Here is a 17,077-nt window from a genome sequence, read left to right on the forward strand (position 1 = left end):
TAGGAGAAATGAAGATGTTAACAACAGAAGATTTTGATTTTGATTTACCGGAAGAATTGATTGCACAAACGCCGTTAGCTGATCGTTCAAGCTCGAAATTATTGGTGTTGGACAAAGAAACCGGAAAGATGAAAGATACTCATTTTACTTCTATCATAGATGAGTTGAACCCAGGGGACGCTCTTGTTATGAATGATACAAGAGTGCTTCCTGCACGTTTATATGGAGTCAAACCGGATACTGGCGGACATTTAGAAGTGTTATTACTGAAAAATATCGAAGGAGATCAATGGGAAACGTTGATCAAATCTGCTAAAAAAGCTAAAAAAGGGACAATCATCCATTTTGGAGACGGCCGACTGAAAGCAGAAGTAAAAGAAGAATTAGAACATGGAGGTCGAATCGTAGAATTTTCTTACGAAGGGATTTTCTTGGAAGTATTGGAATCTTTAGGTGAAATGCCTTTACCGCCGTACATTAAAGAAAAACTGGAAGATAAAGAACGCTATCAAACAGTCTATGCAAAAGAAAATGGTTCTGCAGCTGCACCTACCGCCGGATTGCATTTCACTCCTGAGTTGTTGGAACAAATCAAAGCTAAAGGTGTCGAATTGGTCTTCTTGACATTGCACGTTGGACTAGGTACTTTCAGACCAGTCAGCGTAGACAATATTGAAGAACATAAAATGCATGCAGAGTTTTATCGTTTAACTCAAGAAGCAGCAGACAAATTAAATCAAGTACGAGCTAATGGAGGGAGAATCGTAGCCGTTGGGACGACTTCTATTCGAACACTCGAAACGATCGGTACGAAATTTGATGGAGAAATCAAAGCAGACAGTGGTTGGACAGATATCTTTATTGCTCCGGGCTACCAATTTAAAGTAGTAGAAGCTTTCTCTACCAACTTCCATTTGCCTAAATCAACATTAGTGATGTTAGTTAGTGCTTTTGCCGGAAGAGATCATGTCCTTTCTGCCTATGAGCATGCGGTTAATGAAAAATACCGATTCTTCAGCTTTGGAGATGCTATGTTCGTAAAATAAAACAAAAATAGAAGTTGGCTGATGATACGGCCAACTTCTATTGGTTTACAGAGGAATTAGGAAGATAGAGGGTGTTGAATCAAGTTTTAAATACTCATGTTAAACATTGGTTCGGTTAATCTAAAAGTTTTTCGGTTCATGCACTTTGCTCATTGTAGAAATTTTTTTAAACACCTTCATAATCTGTGTTCCAAAACTGGTATTCGAATCGATCTTTTCTTAAATCTGAAAATCAGTTGTTCAAAAAGAATGTTCCAAAAGCTGTTAAACTAAACATCTAACTCTATCTTCCATGTTGCATTCCTCTTCCCACTTATAGAATAACACAACTTGAAAGCGTTTGCTAGTTTAATACCTCGCTTATTAACAAATTTTGACATTTTTTTAGTCAGTTAAAAACGAAAAATACCAAATGTACTTTAGTTAAAAATCAAAGTATGATAATATATAGCATTGAGTCAGCATTTTTACATAAAGATAAGCTGATAAGATATGGAGGCTTTTGAAGTGAAAGAACTACATCCCATCGATATTAATAAATTAACTAAAACTCAACAAAAAATCGTTGATGCAGCATTGGATTTAATATCGCATGTTGGCTATAAAAGCACGACCACCAAAAAAATTGCAGATCAGGCTGGAGTAAACGAAACGACGATTTTCAAAAATTTCACCTCAAAGCAGCTACTGATCGATACAGCGTATAAACAACATACCGCTCAAATTACAAATGAAGTAGATGAATTTTTCAGTCTCGATTTTGACAACACAGAAGATTTAATGAGAAAAGCAGGACGCTTTATTGTCGAAATGTACAATCGTCATCGTACGATCGTTATCGGAACAGTTAAAGAAGTCGGTAATGAAAATATGAAATCTATTTCGAATTATAAAGAAGACTATGTCAAAAATTCCTTGTGCAAGAAATTAAAATCTTTTTCTTCAGAACACAAGATCAGCGAACAGGAATACGAGACTATTGTGTATATTTTCAATGCGGCGACTTTAAGTTTATTGATGGATAATGTAAGAAGAGAATATATGGAACATACAAACGAAAGCAATGTAGGTTTAGATGATATTATTGAAATGATGCTAAAAATGCTTTCATAATAAATAGAGATATGAGAGAAAGTAGGAAATAAGAAATGTCAGAACCAGCTATCAAATATCGATTGATTAAAAAAGATAAACGTACAGGAGCTCGTCTAGGAGAAATCATTACTCCACATGGAACATTCCCAACACCTATGTTCATGCCAGTAGGAACATTAGCAACTGTAAAAAGTATTGCCCCTGAAGAGTTGGAAGAAATGGGCGCGTCTATTATCTTAAGCAACACGTATCATTTATGGTTACGACCAGGAGAAGACATCGTTGAAGAAGCAGGCGGATTACACAAATTCATGAATTGGGATAAAGGAATCTTAACGGATTCAGGCGGATTCCAAGTGTTTTCATTATCGGATATGAGACGTATTGAAGAAGAAGGCGTTCATTTTAGAAACCATTTAAACGGATCAAAAATGTTTTTATCTCCAGAAAAAGCGATCAATATCCAAAATAAATTAGGTCCAGATATTATGATGAGTTTTGATGAGTGTCCGCCATTTGATGAAAGTTATGATTACGTGAAAAAATCTGTAGCTCGTACTTCAAGATGGGCAGAACGCGGATTAAAAGCACATGCTAATCCTGACAGACAAGGACTATTCGGCATCATCCAAGGTGCAGGATTCAAAGATCTAAGAGAACAAAGTGCTCGTGATTTAGTAGCAATGGATTTCCCAGGATATTCTATTGGAGGTCTTTCAGTTGGGGAACCTAAAGCAGAAATGAATCGTGTTCTAGAGTTCACAACACCGTTGATCCCGGAAAACAAACCTCGTTATCTAATGGGAGTAGGAACACCGGATTCATTTTTCGATGGCGTCATCAATGGGGTAGACATGTTTGACTGTGTGCTGCCGACTCGTATTGCACGTAACGGTACTTGTATGACCCATAAAGGACGCTTGGTCGTTAAGAATGCCAAGTATGAACGCGACTTTGGACCAATAGATGATCAATGTAATTGCTATACTTGTCGTAATTATTCAAGAGCGTACATTCGTCATTTATTCAAATCAGATGAAACATTCGGATTGCGTCTAACAAGCTACCACAACTTATACTTCTTACTGGAAGTCATGCGCAACATCCGTCAAGCGATTCTTGATGATAACTTATTGGAATATAGAGAAGCCTTTATGGAAGAGTATGGATACAACAAACCAGATGCAAAAAACTTTTAAAAGGCATAGTATTACTCGCTGATTTTATGGTACAGTTAGTAGTGAAAAATAAGGTAAAATCTATTTTATCAATGTTTAGGAGTGAAACGAATGGAATTTATTTTTAGTTTGCTTCCTTTTGCGTTAATCATGTTATTGATGTACTTCATGATGATTCGCCCACAAAAAAAGGCACAAGAAAAAACACAAAGCATGCTGAGTTCTTTGAAAAAAGGAGACGCAGTTGTGACTATCGGCGGTTTGCATGGACTCATCGATGAAGTAAGAGAAGCTGAAAAAACAGTTGTTATTGACTGTGAAGGCATTTTCTTGACTTTTGAAAGACGCGCTATCGCTCGTGTAGTGACTTCTGCAACGACAGATGCCGTAGATGTTTTAGGAGACAACACTCCTACAAATACAGATTCAAACGAAATGTAATACTGATTTATTACAGACTAATTTGATACACGATATATCAAGATCAGGAAAGGTATAATGCCTTTCCTTTTCTTTTTCGTATCTACGTCTCATTTTTTGATATAGATTGATTTTATGGCAAAAAAAAGTAAAATAAATTATAGAAGAATCACAAAAAAATAGTCCTTGGAAGTGTAGAAATGAGGTGTAGAATGATAATGATGGATACTGAAAGTCAGTTTTCTCAGTATGAACCGTGGTTAAAATTAAAAGCAAAAGAATTGGACTACTTAGGTTACCCAGAAATCAAGGTTGAAGATTTATGGAACTACTTAGTAAAATTTTGCTGGAAAAGAAAGCAGCCAGAGCATTATCATGCTTGTGTACAGCAGATCATGGCTATCCAGCCCAATCATTATTTAGATTTTGCATCTCTGGAAGCACAAGTAAAAGTGTCTTCTTTAGAAGAAATGGATTTAAATGCTTTCTTTTAAAACATAAACAGGTCCGATCAAAAATGGTCGGATTTTTTGTTATCTAATTGCTTTAAAGGAACGAATAACGTAGAAAGGAGTATTGAAGGATGGACATAGGAATCTTGCATTTTGATGAACCTCAGCGCGATACGTCAAGAAAAATCATTCATATAGATATGGACGCCTTTTATGCTTCTGTGGAGGAACGAGAAAATCCTAGATTGAAAGGGCAGCCAGTTATCATTGCACGACACCCAAAAGAAACTGGCGGTAAAGGGGTAGTGGCTACTGCCAATTACGAAGCTCGTAAATATGGTGTGCATTCTGCAATGAGTTCTCAAAAGGCTTATGAGCTTTGCCCCAATGGAATATTCATACCTGGGAATTTCGATCTCTATCGAGAAATATCTGCTCAAGTGCGAGAAATATTTAAGCGGTATACGGATATGATTGAACCATTGTCTCTTGATGAAGCCTATTTGGACGTGACACAAAATAAAATAGATATGAAAAGCGCAACTTTCTTAGCCAAAAGAATCCAATATGAAGTTTGGAATGAAGTTCGTTTAACTTGTTCAGCTGGCGTTTCATACAATAAATTTATTGCCAAATTAGCTTCAGATTACCGAAAACCTTCTGGTACTACGGTTATTCCGCCGGATGAGGCGTTAGATTTTTTAAAAAACCTTCCAATAGAAAAGTTCTATGGAGTAGGGAAAAAGACCGTTGAACGAATGCATGAATTAAAGATTTTTACTGGAGAAGATTTGTATCAGTTAGACCAAATGGCACTGATTCATTATTTTGGAAGAATGGGGTACTCGTTGTACCGAAAAGTTCGCGGAATCGATGATGCTCCTGTACGAGTTAGTCGAGAAAGAAAATCAATCGGCAGAGAGTATACGTACAACCAAGTGCTGCGAACAGACGAGGAAGTCATTGCTGAATTGAGAAGACTGTCAATGAAAGTCTATGAATCTCTCATCAGTCATCAAAAGCACGGTAAAACAGTCGTGTTAAAAATTCGATATGCAGACTTTGAAACGATTACGAAACGAATGACACTGCCGAATTATCTGATGAACGAAAAAGATATATTCTTTTACGCCGAAAGTATGTGGTATGAGATTGGAAAAATTGAAAATGAAGTTCGTTTACTGGGAGTGACCATCACCAATCTAGACCCTATTACTTTCGAAAATATTGTATTGCCATTATGGGAACAAGAGAATGATTCTAAAAGACCTTGAGACAAAGGATGACAAAAGAAGAATGAACTTTTTCTTCTTGACTGTGATCCCTTATCAAGGTTTTTTTTGTTTGTATTCTTCTAAAGACCTTTCTAGTTTTTACTACCATTGAATGGTATAATAAAAAAAATGATACAGTTAGTTGAAATCTGTACTACTAAGGAGAGGGAATTGATGAAGTTATCTTGGCATGGGCAATCTTGTATAAAGATAGTAACTGACTCAGGGCACCACATTCTTATTGACCCTTTTATAACTGGAAATAATATGAGCGACTTAGATCCAAATACAGTCGAAGCAGACGTTATCATTCTGACTCATGCACACGAAGATCACATTGGAGATACGGAACCGATTGCTCAAAGAACAGGTGCATTGATCGTATCAACCGTAGAAATCGCCGCTTTTTTTGAGGCAAAGGGATTGAAGACGCACGGGATGCAAATGGGCGGCAAGCATTTGTTTGAGTTTGGTGAAGTCAAGCTCACCCAAGCCATTCATGGTTCTTCTTATGAGATCGATGGAAAACCGTTTACCTTAGGTTTAGCAGCTGGAGTGTTGTTTACGGCAGATGGACAGACCATTTACCATGCAGGCGACACAGCATTGTTTAGCGACATGAAATTGATCGGTGCATATAAAAAAATTAATGTAGCATTTTTACCAATCGGAGACAATTTTACAATGGGGCCTGAAGATGCTGCAATAGCGGCAAAATTTGTACAGGCAGAAAAAGTTGTTCCGATCCACTACAATACTTTCCCATTAATTGAACAAGACGGAAAAGGGTTTTGCGACAGTCTTCCAGAGGAACAAGGGTTGTATTTGGAAGTGGGACAAGAATTCGAACTCACATAAATCAGATTAGACATAAATAGGGGTTATCAAATGGCGACGAAGCACAATCAAATATTAAATCATATTGAAAATCTGCCTGTAGGGGCAAAAATATCGGTGCGTTCTATAGCTAAGCACTTAGGCGTCAGTGAAGGAACGGCATATAGAGCAATTAAAGATGCAGAAAATGAAGGGATGGTTTCTACTATCCAACGTGTAGGAACTATTCGTATCGAACGGAAAACAACGGACAGTATTGAAATCTTAACGTATGGAGAAACGGTCAATATCATTGAAGGTTCCGTACTAGGCGGAGAAGCAGGATTAGATAATCCATTAAGAAAATTTATTATTGGAGCCATGGAAGAAGAGGCTATGATTCGATACATTACTCCAGGTTCATTAATGATTGTAGGGAACCGGGAGAACGCGCAGCAATTGGCGTTGAAGCATGGAGCGGCCGTGTTGATAACGGGAGGTTTTGATGCCTCTCCGGAAGTCATCAGATTGGCTAACAGAATGAATCTGCCCGTTATTGGAACGAGTTATGATTCTTTTACAGTAGCTACTATGATCAATCGTGCTATGGCGGACCAACTCATCAAAAAAGAAGTTATGTTGATCGAAGACATCTTCATCCCATTGTCTGAAACCATCTACTTAACAATGGAAGACACGATCAAAGAATACCGAGATTTAAACAAACAAAGCCAGCATTCACGTTTTCCTGTTGTGAATAAAAATATGCGGGTTATTGGAATCGTTACGGCTAAAGATGTGATCGGTAAATCCGACACCGTTAAAGTTGAGCGTGTAATGACCAAAAATCCGGCCTCAGTCAAAACCCATATGAGTGTAGCCAGTGTAGCCCATTTAATGATCTGGGACGAATTAGAAGTGATGCCTGTGGTGCAAGATGATTTGACGTTGATCGGGATCATTTCAAGGCAAGATGTAATGAAAGCTATGCAAACTACTCAACGTCAACCGCAGATGGGCGCGACGATTTCGGATCAAATTGTTGAACAAGTCGAGAAAGTTGCAGAATTAGAATCTACAGACGATTCGCAAGAAAACGAGCTATCTAAATACAGTTTCAGAGTCACTCCTCAAATGACAGATCCAGTAGGGAATTTGTCTATCGGAGTATTGAGCGAAACGATTTCTTATGTAGCTACGTTAAGCTTAGAAAGCATTAAAAAAAGAAATGCCGTAATTGAACAATTTAATTTGTTTTCCATCAAAATGATTCAAATGGGCAGCGAATTGATCATTAAACCGAAGCTGTTCGAAGTCGGTCGACGATCATCAAAATTAGATGTAGAAGTTTATCACGAGAATATTCTTGTGGCTAAAGCTGTTGTCGTATGCCAGATTATGCAACGCACTTAAAAGAGAAAATACTGTCTGGTGACTGTTCAGCAGACAAAGGAGAGAAAAAATGTCTAAATCAATTTATGCTCAGATTTTTGAAATGATCAAACAATACCAAACGATTATCATACACAGACACATGAGACCAGATCCGGATGCGATCGGTTCTCAAGCAGGATTAGCAGAATTGCTGAAAGCTTCTTTTCCAGAAAAGAAAATCCTGACAGCAGGAGAAACTGTTGGAGATCTTGGGTTTTTGGCTGAAATGGATAAAGTAGAGGATGCAGATTATTCTGGGGCATTAGTGATCGTAACAGATACGGCTAATACTCCGCGTATCAGCGACAAAAGATACTCATTGGGAGATGCCCTGATCAAGATAGATCATCATCCTAATGATGATTCGTACGGGGATATTGTATGTGTCAATACCGAAGCAAGCAGCTGCAGTGAAATCATTGCAGATTTTTACCTGAGCCATGAAAGTCAGTTGACCCTATCAAACGAGGCTGCACGATTGCTTTATGCAGGTATCATCGGAGATACTGGGCGATTTTTATACCCTTCAACGACACCAAAAACCATGCGTATAGCAGCTGCTTTAATGGAATATGACTTTGTACCAAATGAAATCAGCAACCAGTTGAACACGATGCCAAGAAAAGTAGCCCACTTGTCCGGATATGTATTGCAAAACTTGGAAATCAGTTCTACCGGGGTAGGTAAAGTCGTTTTAACAACGGACTTAATGAATGAATTTGGTGTGACCGATACAGAAACGGCTCAGATAGTTTCTTTGCCGGGTACGATAGATGAAGTGTTAGTTTGGGGGATTTTTGTAGAACAATCAGAAGGTTATTTTAGATGCCGACTACGTTCAAAAGGTCCGGTTATCAATGAAGTGGCTAAGCGTCATAATGGTGGAGGGCATCCTTTAGCCAGTGGAGCGAATGCCAAAGATTTGAATGAAGTAAATCAAATCCTCTCAGAATTTGAGGACTTAGCAAAAGACTGGGAAAAATAAAATAGTATAGGTACGAAACAAGTCAAGTTGTGGTAGAAAGAAGAGGAGAGGGGATCATCTGCCTCTTTTTTCTTTGTAACAGAAAGGTTTTGATTTTCTTAATTTTTTTGTCATAAATTAGTCAAGAGATTGAGATTGGTGGCATAACAGCAGGTTTATCTTCCTAGTACTGCATGGGCGGGCTCTATTAAATATAAAACCTCATTACTTAATGCACACCTCCTACTTGAGGAGGATGTTTTTTAAATTTGTTTTTGGTAAACTATTTTTGACTCATGGGAAACGAGCAGGCTAAAAGCGGATAGGAAATGAATAATAAGGAATGAATGAGATGGAAGAAAAATTAAAAATTTACTTAACTAAATTTTGGAAATGGATATCCCCTTATTTGATTCAACTTAAGAATCATTTTATTCGCATATGGAGAAAATTTCATATTGGGAAAATATTGATTTTATTGGGACTGATCATTTCTTTATTTGCAACGATTTCGTTATATATCTATGCAAAAGTAGAAGACGTGGAAGATTTAAAAGCAGGGATTGAACAAGTTACGACCGTTTATGATCGCAATGAAGAAGAAGCGGGGACTTTGTATTCTCAAAGAGGGTCTTATGTCTCTATCAAAGAGATGTCTCCTGAATTGATCAACGCTGTAATAGCAACAGAAGATACCCGTTTTTATAAGCACAAAGGATTTGACATCATTGGGATCGGTCGAGCGGCTGTCCAGTATGTGTTGAAAGGCGGTCAAATCAGCGGTGGGGGAAGTACAATCACGCAGCAATTGGCAAAAAATAGTTTTTTGACGTTAGATCAAACTTTGATCCGGAAGTTGAAAGAATTATTTTTGTCGATTGAGATTGAAAAAGAATACACCAAAGATGAGATTTTAGAAATGTATTTCAATAAATCTTATTTCGGAAACGGGGTTTGGGGCGTTGAAGATGCGGCTCATAAATACTTCGGCAAGTCTGCTGCTGAATTGAATTTGGCAGAATCGGCTACATTGGTAGGGATGCTGAAAGGACCTTCGAATTACAACCCGATCGATGACATGGAGAAAGCAATAGGCCGAAGAAACATTGTGTTAGATTTGATGGTAAATAATGAAACGATCACTCGGGATACTGCAGTTGCGGTCCAGCAAGAAAATTTAACCTTGGTCGACAATTACCAAGAATCAAATGGGTACAAATACCCGTATTATTTTGATGCTGTGATCAGTGAAGCAATAAAACATGGATTTACGGAAGAAGAAATATTAGGTGGCGGATATAAAATTTATACGTCATTAGATCAAACGTACCAACAAGAAATGGATCAAGTTTATGAAAAAGATGGGTATTTCGAAGATGCAAGTGACGGAACGTTATTGCAAAGTGCTTCAATTATGCTGGATTCTAAAACAGGCGGAGTCTTGGCCGTTATAGGCGGAAGAGGAGAGCATTCGTTTAGAGGTTATAATCGTGCTACTCAATCTACATTGCAGCCTGGATCAGTCTTAAAACCCTTGTCTATATACACACCGGCTTTAGAGAAAAATTACGACTTGGATTCTATTCTTCCAGATGAAGAAGGACTGAAATTCGGAGAAGACAATTATTCGGTTTCAAATGCAACCAACCAGTATTTAGGAGAAGTTCCTCTTTACAAAGCGGTAGCCGATAGTTTGAATGTTCCAGCAGTATGGTTGTTGAATGAGATTGGTTTGAATGCAGGAATCAAGAGTTTATCTAAATTTGGAATCAAAGTGACTAATGAAGAAGACAAAAATTTATCCGCTATTGCATTAGGCGGAATGGATAAGGGCGTTTCGCCATTAGATATTGCCAGCGCCTATACCGGATTAGCCAATGGTGGGATCCGTAGTAAAGGGTATTTCATCACAAAAATCGTTGATTCTACAGGAGCTGTAGTGGTGGACAACGAGAAGCCAAAACAAAATAGAGCAACCTCTCCAGAAGTGGCTGAAAAAATGACCAGTTTATTGATTGGCGTATTTACAAACGGTACTGGAGAGCGCAATAAACCAGCTGGCTATACGATAGCTGGTAAAACGGGAAGTACTCAGTTGACGTTTGAGAATGAATACAATGGAACTAAAGATCAGTGGACAGTAGGTTATACTCCGGACATCGTATTGACGACATGGATGGGCTTTGATCATACGGATGAAGAACACCACATGACGACCAGCAGTGCTGCTTTAGGTGTAGGTCCGTTGTTCAAAGCGCAAATGGAACAGCTGCTGCCTCAGACACCTCTAACAGCGTTTGAAACGAAGAGTGCTGAAACACTTGTAGCAGAAGAAAATCCACAAGAGGATTGGAAAGAAGACATCAAAGAATCAGTTGATAACTTGAAAGAAAAAATCAACGATGGGGTTTCTACTCTAAAAGAAAAAACATCCGGTTGGTTGAATGGTGTCTTTGGGAATTAAACTCTTTTGAAGTATTAACTTTTTATGTGAAATAACCGGTATTTCTAGTGCAATGACTATTGAAATGTTATAGTTAGTGAGATGTAACGGTTCACAATATTTTATCAGGAGAGTGATTGACTATTATGAGTACAAATGTTTATGATACAGCCAACCAATTAGAGAGAGAATTAAGAGAATCTGAAAACTATGTGCAATTGCAAAATGCATTATCAGCAATTAAATCAGATGCTGAAGCGAGCAGCGTTTTCCAAGAAGTGCAAGGCATCCAAATGAAATTGCAACAAAAACAACAAAGCGGCTTAGAAATCACTGAAGAAGACATTCAAGAAGCTCAAACGATCTCTGAAAAAGCTGGCGAAAATGAAAAAGTTCAAAACTTGATGCAAGCTGAGCAACAAATCAGCTCTATGATCGATGATCTGAACCGCATTATTATGCAACCCATCCAAGATTTATACCAAGGTCAAGCTGAATAAGACTGATTCGGATTATAACTGTTCATTCAGTAAAAAGCTGTCTCTTATGAGACAGCTTTTTTTGCAGATTATTTTTCACTAAAAAGAACATATGTGTGCATCTTTTCTGTATAATAGATGTATATAAAAAAAGAAAGAGGTAAAGTAAATGGTGCGATTTATTCATGCAGCCGATTTGCATTTAGACAGTCCTTTTAAAGGAATCAAAAGCTTGCCTGCGTTTATCTGGGAAGCGATCTACCAATCAACTTTTCAAGCTTTGACTCGTTTAGTGGATTTGGCTATCAAAGAACAAGTAGACTTTATTTGCTTAGCCGGAGATATCTATGATGGCGAAGATCGCAGTGTAAAAGCTCAAGCTTATTTAAAAAAAGAAATGACACGTTTAAAAGAAGCGCATATACCTGTCTACTTAATCCACGGAAATCACGATTATATGGAGCAGCAAGGATTACACTTGGATATGCCAAGTAACGTGATGATTTTTAAAGAAACAGTCGAGACACTGTATCACGAAACGGATCAGCAAGAACGAATTGCATTGACAGGATTCAGTTACAACAAACGATGGATAACAGAAAAGAGAATCGTCGACTATCCAGCAAGATGCCCTGATGTAGATTACCACATCGGTCTGTTGCACGGTTATCAAGAAGGAAATTCCTCTGAACATGGCCGTTATGCGCCATTTCATTTGACTGAATTAAAGAGTAAACAATACGATTATTGGGCATTAGGGCACATTCATAAACGACAGGTCTTGTCTGAGCGCCCTTTAATCGTTTACTCAGGAAACACGCAAGGAAGAAACCGGACAGAAAGCGGTCCTAAAGGTTGTTATATAGTTACACTGGAAAATCGTACTGAGGATATACAGTTTCATTCTTTAGCGCCGATTGAATGGGAAACGATTGAAGTTACGCTAAAAGGCAAACAGACACTGCAAGAAGTCTATCACGTGCTGAATGAAGTCATTTCTCAGTACCAGCAATCTACCCATAGTACTCTGTTGACGATTGAATTGACGGATACAGAAAGTTTGATGGAAGGAGTCTTACGGAAACTTCATCAAGGAGACTTGCTGGAAGGACTGCAAGAAATAACTCATTCAACACCGTTTGTTTTTGTCCATCAGCTATCGATTCAACGAAAAAAAGAAGCGAATCTGCCTTCTTTGATTCAGCTGTTTCCTGAAGAATGGCATCAAACCATCATGGAGCTCCAAGAAGATGAACTGTTTAGTGAAGTGACACAGAGCTTTTTCGATAGTCAAAGAGTTGAGGGAGTTCTGCGACCACGAAATGAAACCTACCGCAAGAAAATCGTTCAATTAGCTGAACAAGAGATACGTCAGCAATTGGGTGGTCCTGAAGGAAGTGATTTAAATGAAGATTAAAGAGATAGAAATATATGGTTATGGAAAATGGGTCGACAAATCATTCACCGATATCGGTTCGCTGCAAATTTACTACGGGAAAAACGAAGCAGGAAAAACAACGTTGATGTCATTTGTCCACAGTGTTTTATTTGGTTTTCCGACGAAACAAAGTTCCGAATTACGCTACGAGCCAAAAGAGAGTACACGATACGGAGGACGTCTGACCGTAACAGATACGCCCTATGGAGATGCAGTGATAGAACGAGTAAAAGGAAAAGCCAATGGAGATGTGACCGTTACGTTGAGCAGCGGGGTCGTAGGCTCAGATGAATTATTGGAAACCATTTTATATGGGATAGATAAAAAGACCTATCAAACCTTATTTTCTTTTGATTTGGACGGGTTGCAGCACATGCAAAAAATGAATCAAAAGAAATTGAACCGCTATTTTTTGAGTATCGGTACCTTAGGTAATGAGCAGTTGCTGCGTGTAGCCGATAAATTTGAAAAAAAAGCCAACGAATTGTATAAGCCGACAGGACGCAAACCCAAAATCAACCAAAAGATTCGACAAGTTGAAGCCAAACGAAAGCAAGTGCAAGCAGCTAAAGAAAAGAATCAGCAATATATGGAGTTTTATCAGCTTAAATCTGAATTAGAGGAAAAAATTCGACAAAGTAAAGATAAGCGGGATGAACTGGAAGAAAAAATCCAAGACTATCAACGACTAAATGCGAATTGGAATCATTATGCAGAAATGCAGTCTATCCAGCAACAGATGACTAAAGAGAAATTGACGGAGTTGCCTGAAGAAGGGGTGTACCAACTCAATAATTTGCAAGAGCGTATTGGAGAAATCAAAGAGAAAATCACTGACATTCACGAGGAATTGCTGACGATTCAAAAGAAACAAGAACCTTCTAGAAAGTTGCGGTTCTATTTCAACAACGAGACCACAGTAGAAGAATTACTAGCAGAATTAAATGATATCCAACAACAGGCTATCGAACAAGAACAACTGCAGGTAGAAGTTCACCAACTGGAGCAGCAACTCATCCAGAAAAAATTTGATTTAGGTCTAGCTCCGGATAGTTCGATTCCTGAACCCTTGTCGGATCAGGTAAAACAGCGATTCTACGAATTGGAAGAGTTGATGAAAAGAGTTGAACAAGAACAAGCAGAGGCAAAAGAAAAAGAACAATATTTAAACTATCAAAACCAAAGTTTATTTCAGCAGTTGGATTCACTTGAGCAACGATTGTGGAGCCAAGAAAAATTTCAAGATGCTGAAAAAGAATATAAAAAAAGAAATGTCGAAGAAACAGCATATACTACTAGCAGAGCGACATCGAACCAAGCTCATAGCACTAAGAGCAAAAGTCCTGTTTTCCTGATATTAGGAGTTTTAGCTGTAGCAATCGGGTTGCTTATCCATAATATGATGGGATACGGGCTGATTGGCATAGGAATTTTATCGATAGTATGGGGATTGAAAAGAAAATCACCGACAGCTGTTGAATCATCGGCAACTCCATCTAAAACAGCAGATGACGAATTTTCCGCTAGTTCTTATGAAGAGTTTATCCAACAAAAGGAGCTCAAGAAACAATGGCGAGAAAAATTAGCTGAAAATGATCAAGTTACTTATGATCTCAATCAGATCAGAGAATTGATCGTTCGATTAGAACATGAATCGAAGGAGCTGCAGAAAGAAGAGAACGGATTAAGAACTGAATATGGGTATCCTGCCTCTTTTTCTGTTGTTGGCAGCGGAATGGATGCAGATCCGTTTCAGTTTATCAGAGAGTTGAATGCGGATATTCGCTCGAAAGAAAAACGAATAGCGGAGTTGGAACAATTTATCGGATATTGGAGCGAAAAAGCGAGTCTGTTAGAGGCTGTCGTTTTCCTAGACTGGAATTCGTTACCCAGCATCATAAATGGGTTGGTAAATTATAAAGAAGAGGTAGCCAACGAGAGAATCCAGCGCAATCAGTTGCTCCAGTCAGAAAAGGAAGTTCACAACCGGTTGCAGCATTGGGATAAACAACAAAAAGAATTGGAGACACAGCGGATGGAACTGTTCCGTTCCATCCAAGTGAAAGATGAAGATGAATTCCGGAAAAAATACATCCTATTCCAAAATTTGACGGATAAAAAAGACCGGTTGAGTGTCCTTGAAACTCAATTGATTGATGATTTGAATTTGTACAATCAATTCAAAGATCAAGCAGAATTGACAGAAAGCATCCAGAAACATTCTCTTGCGATTGAAAACATGAAACAAACCGAAGAAGAGATGCTGAATGAAAAAATCAATTATGAATTGTCTATGCAACGTCTTGAAGAAGGTGGAGAGTATTCTGTCTTGCTTCAAGAGATGAGTATTTTAGAAAATGAACTGCAAATGATTGTAGATGAATGGTCAAGTTATAAAGTTGCGTCTACCATGATTGAGAGAACATTGAATCTGGCTAAAAAAGATAGATTCCCTCAAACCATTATAGACACTGCAGCATTTTTCGCCTTATTAACCAGAGGAAATTACCAAAATGTTTATGTAGAAGAAGAACGACTTCTCGTACAACGTAAAGATGGGGCGTTGTTCGATGCAGCAGAGTTGTCTAAAGGGACTGCTGAACAATTATATGTTGCCTTACGTTTCGCCTTTGTGAAAAACACTAGTGATTTGGTCAAGCTTCCTTTGTTGATTGATGACGGCTTTGTCAATTTTGATTCTCAGAGAAAAAATGAAATGTTCGAACTGATGAATCAAATGAGTCAAACGACTCAAATCTTATATTTTACCTTTGATGAGACTATAGATCAAAGTTATCCACAAGAAACGATAGAAATGCTATAATGAAAGTGTTGAGTCGATGAATGGAAATTAGACGAGAAGAATGAGCTGAAAATGAAATAGTATTTAGAGGAGGGGCACGATGTCAGAAAAAAATTTATATGAATACAATGTTGATGATTCATTTGAGATATTTTTATTGGTCAAATCAGCTGAAGTACGAGTAGCGAAAAATGGGAAAAAGTTTATTGCCTTTACGTTCCAAGATAAAAGTGGACAAATGGACGGCAAATTTTGGGATGCTTCTTCAGAAGATATTGAGAAGTATGTCGCAGGTGCTATTGTTAAAGTGTCAGGAAAAAGAGAACTTTATCAAGGAAATCCGCAAATCAGAATTTTTAAATTGCGTTTAGCTTCATCTGGAGAGCCGGACAAAGCAGAGCAGTTTATTGAAAAAGCACCTATCAAGAAAGAAGACATGGTAGAAGAATTGAACCAAACATTATTCGAGATCACCAATGCTCATTGGAATCGAATCGTGCGTCACTTGCTGACGAAGTACCAAAAAGAATACTTTGAAGCTCCAGCAGCTAAAAGATTTCATCATGCATTCCATGGGGGGTTGGCTTTTCATACTTTGTCTATGCTGAGATTGGCAAAAACAGTAGCCAATCAATATGAGAACATCAATAAATCTCTATTGTATGCCGGAGTCATTATCCACGACTTAGGAAAAGTATTGGAATTGACGGGCCCTGTGTCTACAGAATACACCCTAGAAGGAAACTTGATTGGACATATTGTGCTGGTAGATGAAGAAATTTCTAAAGCTTGTGCGACGTTGAAAATCGATGAGCGTATCGAAGACGTGTTGTTGTTGAAACATATGGTTCTAGCACATCATGGGAAAATGGAATTCGGGTCGCCGGTTCAGCCAAAATTGAGAGAAGCTGAAATCCTTTATCATTTGGATCATTTAGACGCTACGATCAACATGCTGGATAACGCACTGAGTCGTACGGAACCGGGCAGCTTTACGGAGCGCATTTTCGGCTTAGACAACCGGTCGTTTTACAACCCTTCTCAAACAGAACCCATCGTAAATGAATAAAACGAAAAAAGGAGCTGGGAAATAATTCCCAGTTCCTTCTTCTTTTACGAATATTGCTTTCGTAAACGCGCTCAAAAAGGCAGCCCCGACATCCACTTCACGAATAATGTTCGAATGGTCTACGACCATCCTGTGCTTATTCGCTCCGGTGATTCGGGGCTAAACG

The 17,077-nt window shown here is 38.3% G+C and carries 14 protein-coding genes; all 14 read left to right on the forward strand.

What is annotated here, in order from left to right:
- The first annotated feature begins 14 nt into the window (after positions 1 to 14).
- The 14 genes from queA (at position 15) to LMF32_RS09900 (ending at position 16,911) form a co-directional block, all read left to right on the forward strand.
- Positions 15 to 1,046, forward strand: coding sequence for a tRNA preQ1(34) S-adenosylmethionine ribosyltransferase-isomerase QueA (queA, locus tag LMF32_RS09835; protein ID WP_092479771.1), 1,032 nt, complete (start codon positions 15 to 17; stop codon positions 1,044 to 1,046).
- Positions 1,047 to 1,553: 507 nt separating this feature from the next.
- Entirely contained in the window at positions 1,554 to 2,159 is a 606-nt protein-coding gene (locus LMF32_RS09840) for a TetR/AcrR family transcriptional regulator (RefSeq protein WP_230524640.1), read from the forward strand.
- Positions 2,160 to 2,194: 35 nt separating this feature from the next.
- Entirely contained in the window at positions 2,195 to 3,340 is a 1,146-nt protein-coding gene (gene tgt / locus LMF32_RS09845) for a tRNA guanosine(34) transglycosylase Tgt (RefSeq protein ID WP_092479769.1), read from the forward strand.
- A 90-nt stretch (positions 3,341 to 3,430) separates the two neighbouring features.
- Positions 3,431 to 3,760, forward strand: a complete 330-nt coding sequence (gene yajC, locus LMF32_RS09850; RefSeq protein WP_092479768.1) for a preprotein translocase subunit YajC — start codon at positions 3,431 to 3,433, stop codon at positions 3,758 to 3,760.
- A 197-nt stretch (positions 3,761 to 3,957) separates the two neighbouring features.
- Positions 3,958 to 4,233: a post-transcriptional regulator gene (locus LMF32_RS09855; protein WP_092479899.1), complete on the forward strand. Its 276-nt coding sequence runs from the start codon at positions 3,958 to 3,960 to the stop codon at positions 4,231 to 4,233.
- Positions 4,234 to 4,322: 89 nt separating this feature from the next.
- Entirely contained in the window at positions 4,323 to 5,465 is a 1,143-nt protein-coding gene (gene dinB, locus LMF32_RS09860; protein ID WP_188204414.1) for a DNA polymerase IV, read from the forward strand.
- Between the two features lie 174 nt (positions 5,466 to 5,639).
- Positions 5,640 to 6,323 carry a metal-dependent hydrolase gene (locus LMF32_RS09865; protein ID WP_230524641.1) on the forward strand — a complete coding sequence of 228 codons (684 nt, stop codon included), beginning with the start codon at positions 5,640 to 5,642 and terminating at the stop codon, positions 6,321 to 6,323.
- Between the two features lie 30 nt (positions 6,324 to 6,353).
- Positions 6,354 to 7,694: a DRTGG domain-containing protein gene (locus tag LMF32_RS09870; RefSeq protein ID WP_092479765.1), complete on the forward strand. Its 1,341-nt coding sequence runs from the start codon at positions 6,354 to 6,356 to the stop codon at positions 7,692 to 7,694.
- Positions 7,695 to 7,743: 49 nt separating this feature from the next.
- Entirely contained in the window at positions 7,744 to 8,700 is a 957-nt protein-coding gene (locus tag LMF32_RS09875) for a bifunctional oligoribonuclease/PAP phosphatase NrnA (protein ID WP_092479764.1), read from the forward strand.
- Positions 8,701 to 9,031: 331 nt separating this feature from the next.
- Positions 9,032 to 11,143 carry a PBP1A family penicillin-binding protein gene (locus LMF32_RS09880; RefSeq protein WP_230524642.1) on the forward strand — a complete coding sequence of 704 codons (2,112 nt, stop codon included), beginning with the start codon at positions 9,032 to 9,034 and terminating at the stop codon, positions 11,141 to 11,143.
- Between the two features lie 125 nt (positions 11,144 to 11,268).
- A complete protein-coding gene (locus LMF32_RS09885; protein ID WP_092479762.1) occupies positions 11,269 to 11,622 on the forward strand; it encodes a YlbF family regulator in 354 nt (117 codons plus the stop codon).
- A gap of 148 nt (positions 11,623 to 11,770) precedes the next feature.
- Positions 11,771 to 13,018 carry a DNA repair exonuclease gene (locus tag LMF32_RS09890; RefSeq protein WP_230524643.1) on the forward strand — a complete coding sequence of 416 codons (1,248 nt, stop codon included), beginning with the start codon at positions 11,771 to 11,773 and terminating at the stop codon, positions 13,016 to 13,018.
- The gene (locus LMF32_RS09895) at positions 13,008 to 15,863 is read left to right on the forward strand and encodes an AAA family ATPase (protein ID WP_230524644.1); all 2,856 of its coding nucleotides are present in this window, start codon (positions 13,008 to 13,010) and stop codon (positions 15,861 to 15,863) included. The genes LMF32_RS09890 and LMF32_RS09895 overlap by 11 nt, the downstream gene beginning before the upstream one ends.
- A gap of 79 nt (positions 15,864 to 15,942) precedes the next feature.
- A complete protein-coding gene (locus LMF32_RS09900; RefSeq protein WP_092479759.1) occupies positions 15,943 to 16,911 on the forward strand; it encodes an HD domain-containing protein in 969 nt (322 codons plus the stop codon).
- Positions 16,912 to 17,077: the final 166 nt, after the last annotated feature.

Source organism: Desemzia sp. C1, assembly GCF_020882875.1.
In the GTDB taxonomy this organism is placed as follows: Bacteria; Bacillota; Bacilli; order Lactobacillales; family Carnobacteriaceae; genus Desemzia; species Desemzia incerta.

Coding starts and splice junctions, on each gene's coding strand:
- queA (WP_092479771.1), top strand. CDS start 15: ATGTTAACAACAGAAGATTTTGATTTTGATTTACCGGAAGAATTGATT.
- tgt (WP_092479769.1), top strand. CDS start 2,195: ATGTCAGAACCAGCTATCAAATATCGATTGATTAAAAAAGATAAACGT.
- yajC (WP_092479768.1), top strand. CDS start 3,431: ATGGAATTTATTTTTAGTTTGCTTCCTTTTGCGTTAATCATGTTATTG.
- LMF32_RS09855 (WP_092479899.1), top strand. CDS start 3,958: ATGATGGATACTGAAAGTCAGTTTTCTCAGTATGAACCGTGGTTAAAA.
- dinB (WP_188204414.1), top strand. CDS start 4,323: ATGGACATAGGAATCTTGCATTTTGATGAACCTCAGCGCGATACGTCA.
- LMF32_RS09865 (WP_230524641.1), top strand. CDS start 5,640: ATGAAGTTATCTTGGCATGGGCAATCTTGTATAAAGATAGTAACTGAC.
- LMF32_RS09870 (WP_092479765.1), top strand. CDS start 6,354: ATGGCGACGAAGCACAATCAAATATTAAATCATATTGAAAATCTGCCT.
- LMF32_RS09875 (WP_092479764.1), top strand. CDS start 7,744: ATGTCTAAATCAATTTATGCTCAGATTTTTGAAATGATCAAACAATAC.
- LMF32_RS09880 (WP_230524642.1), top strand. CDS start 9,032: ATGGAAGAAAAATTAAAAATTTACTTAACTAAATTTTGGAAATGGATA.
- LMF32_RS09885 (WP_092479762.1), top strand. CDS start 11,269: ATGAGTACAAATGTTTATGATACAGCCAACCAATTAGAGAGAGAATTA.
- LMF32_RS09890 (WP_230524643.1), top strand. CDS start 11,771: ATGGTGCGATTTATTCATGCAGCCGATTTGCATTTAGACAGTCCTTTT.
- LMF32_RS09895 (WP_230524644.1), top strand. CDS start 13,008: ATGAAGATTAAAGAGATAGAAATATATGGTTATGGAAAATGGGTCGAC.
- LMF32_RS09900 (WP_092479759.1), top strand. CDS start 15,943: ATGTCAGAAAAAAATTTATATGAATACAATGTTGATGATTCATTTGAG.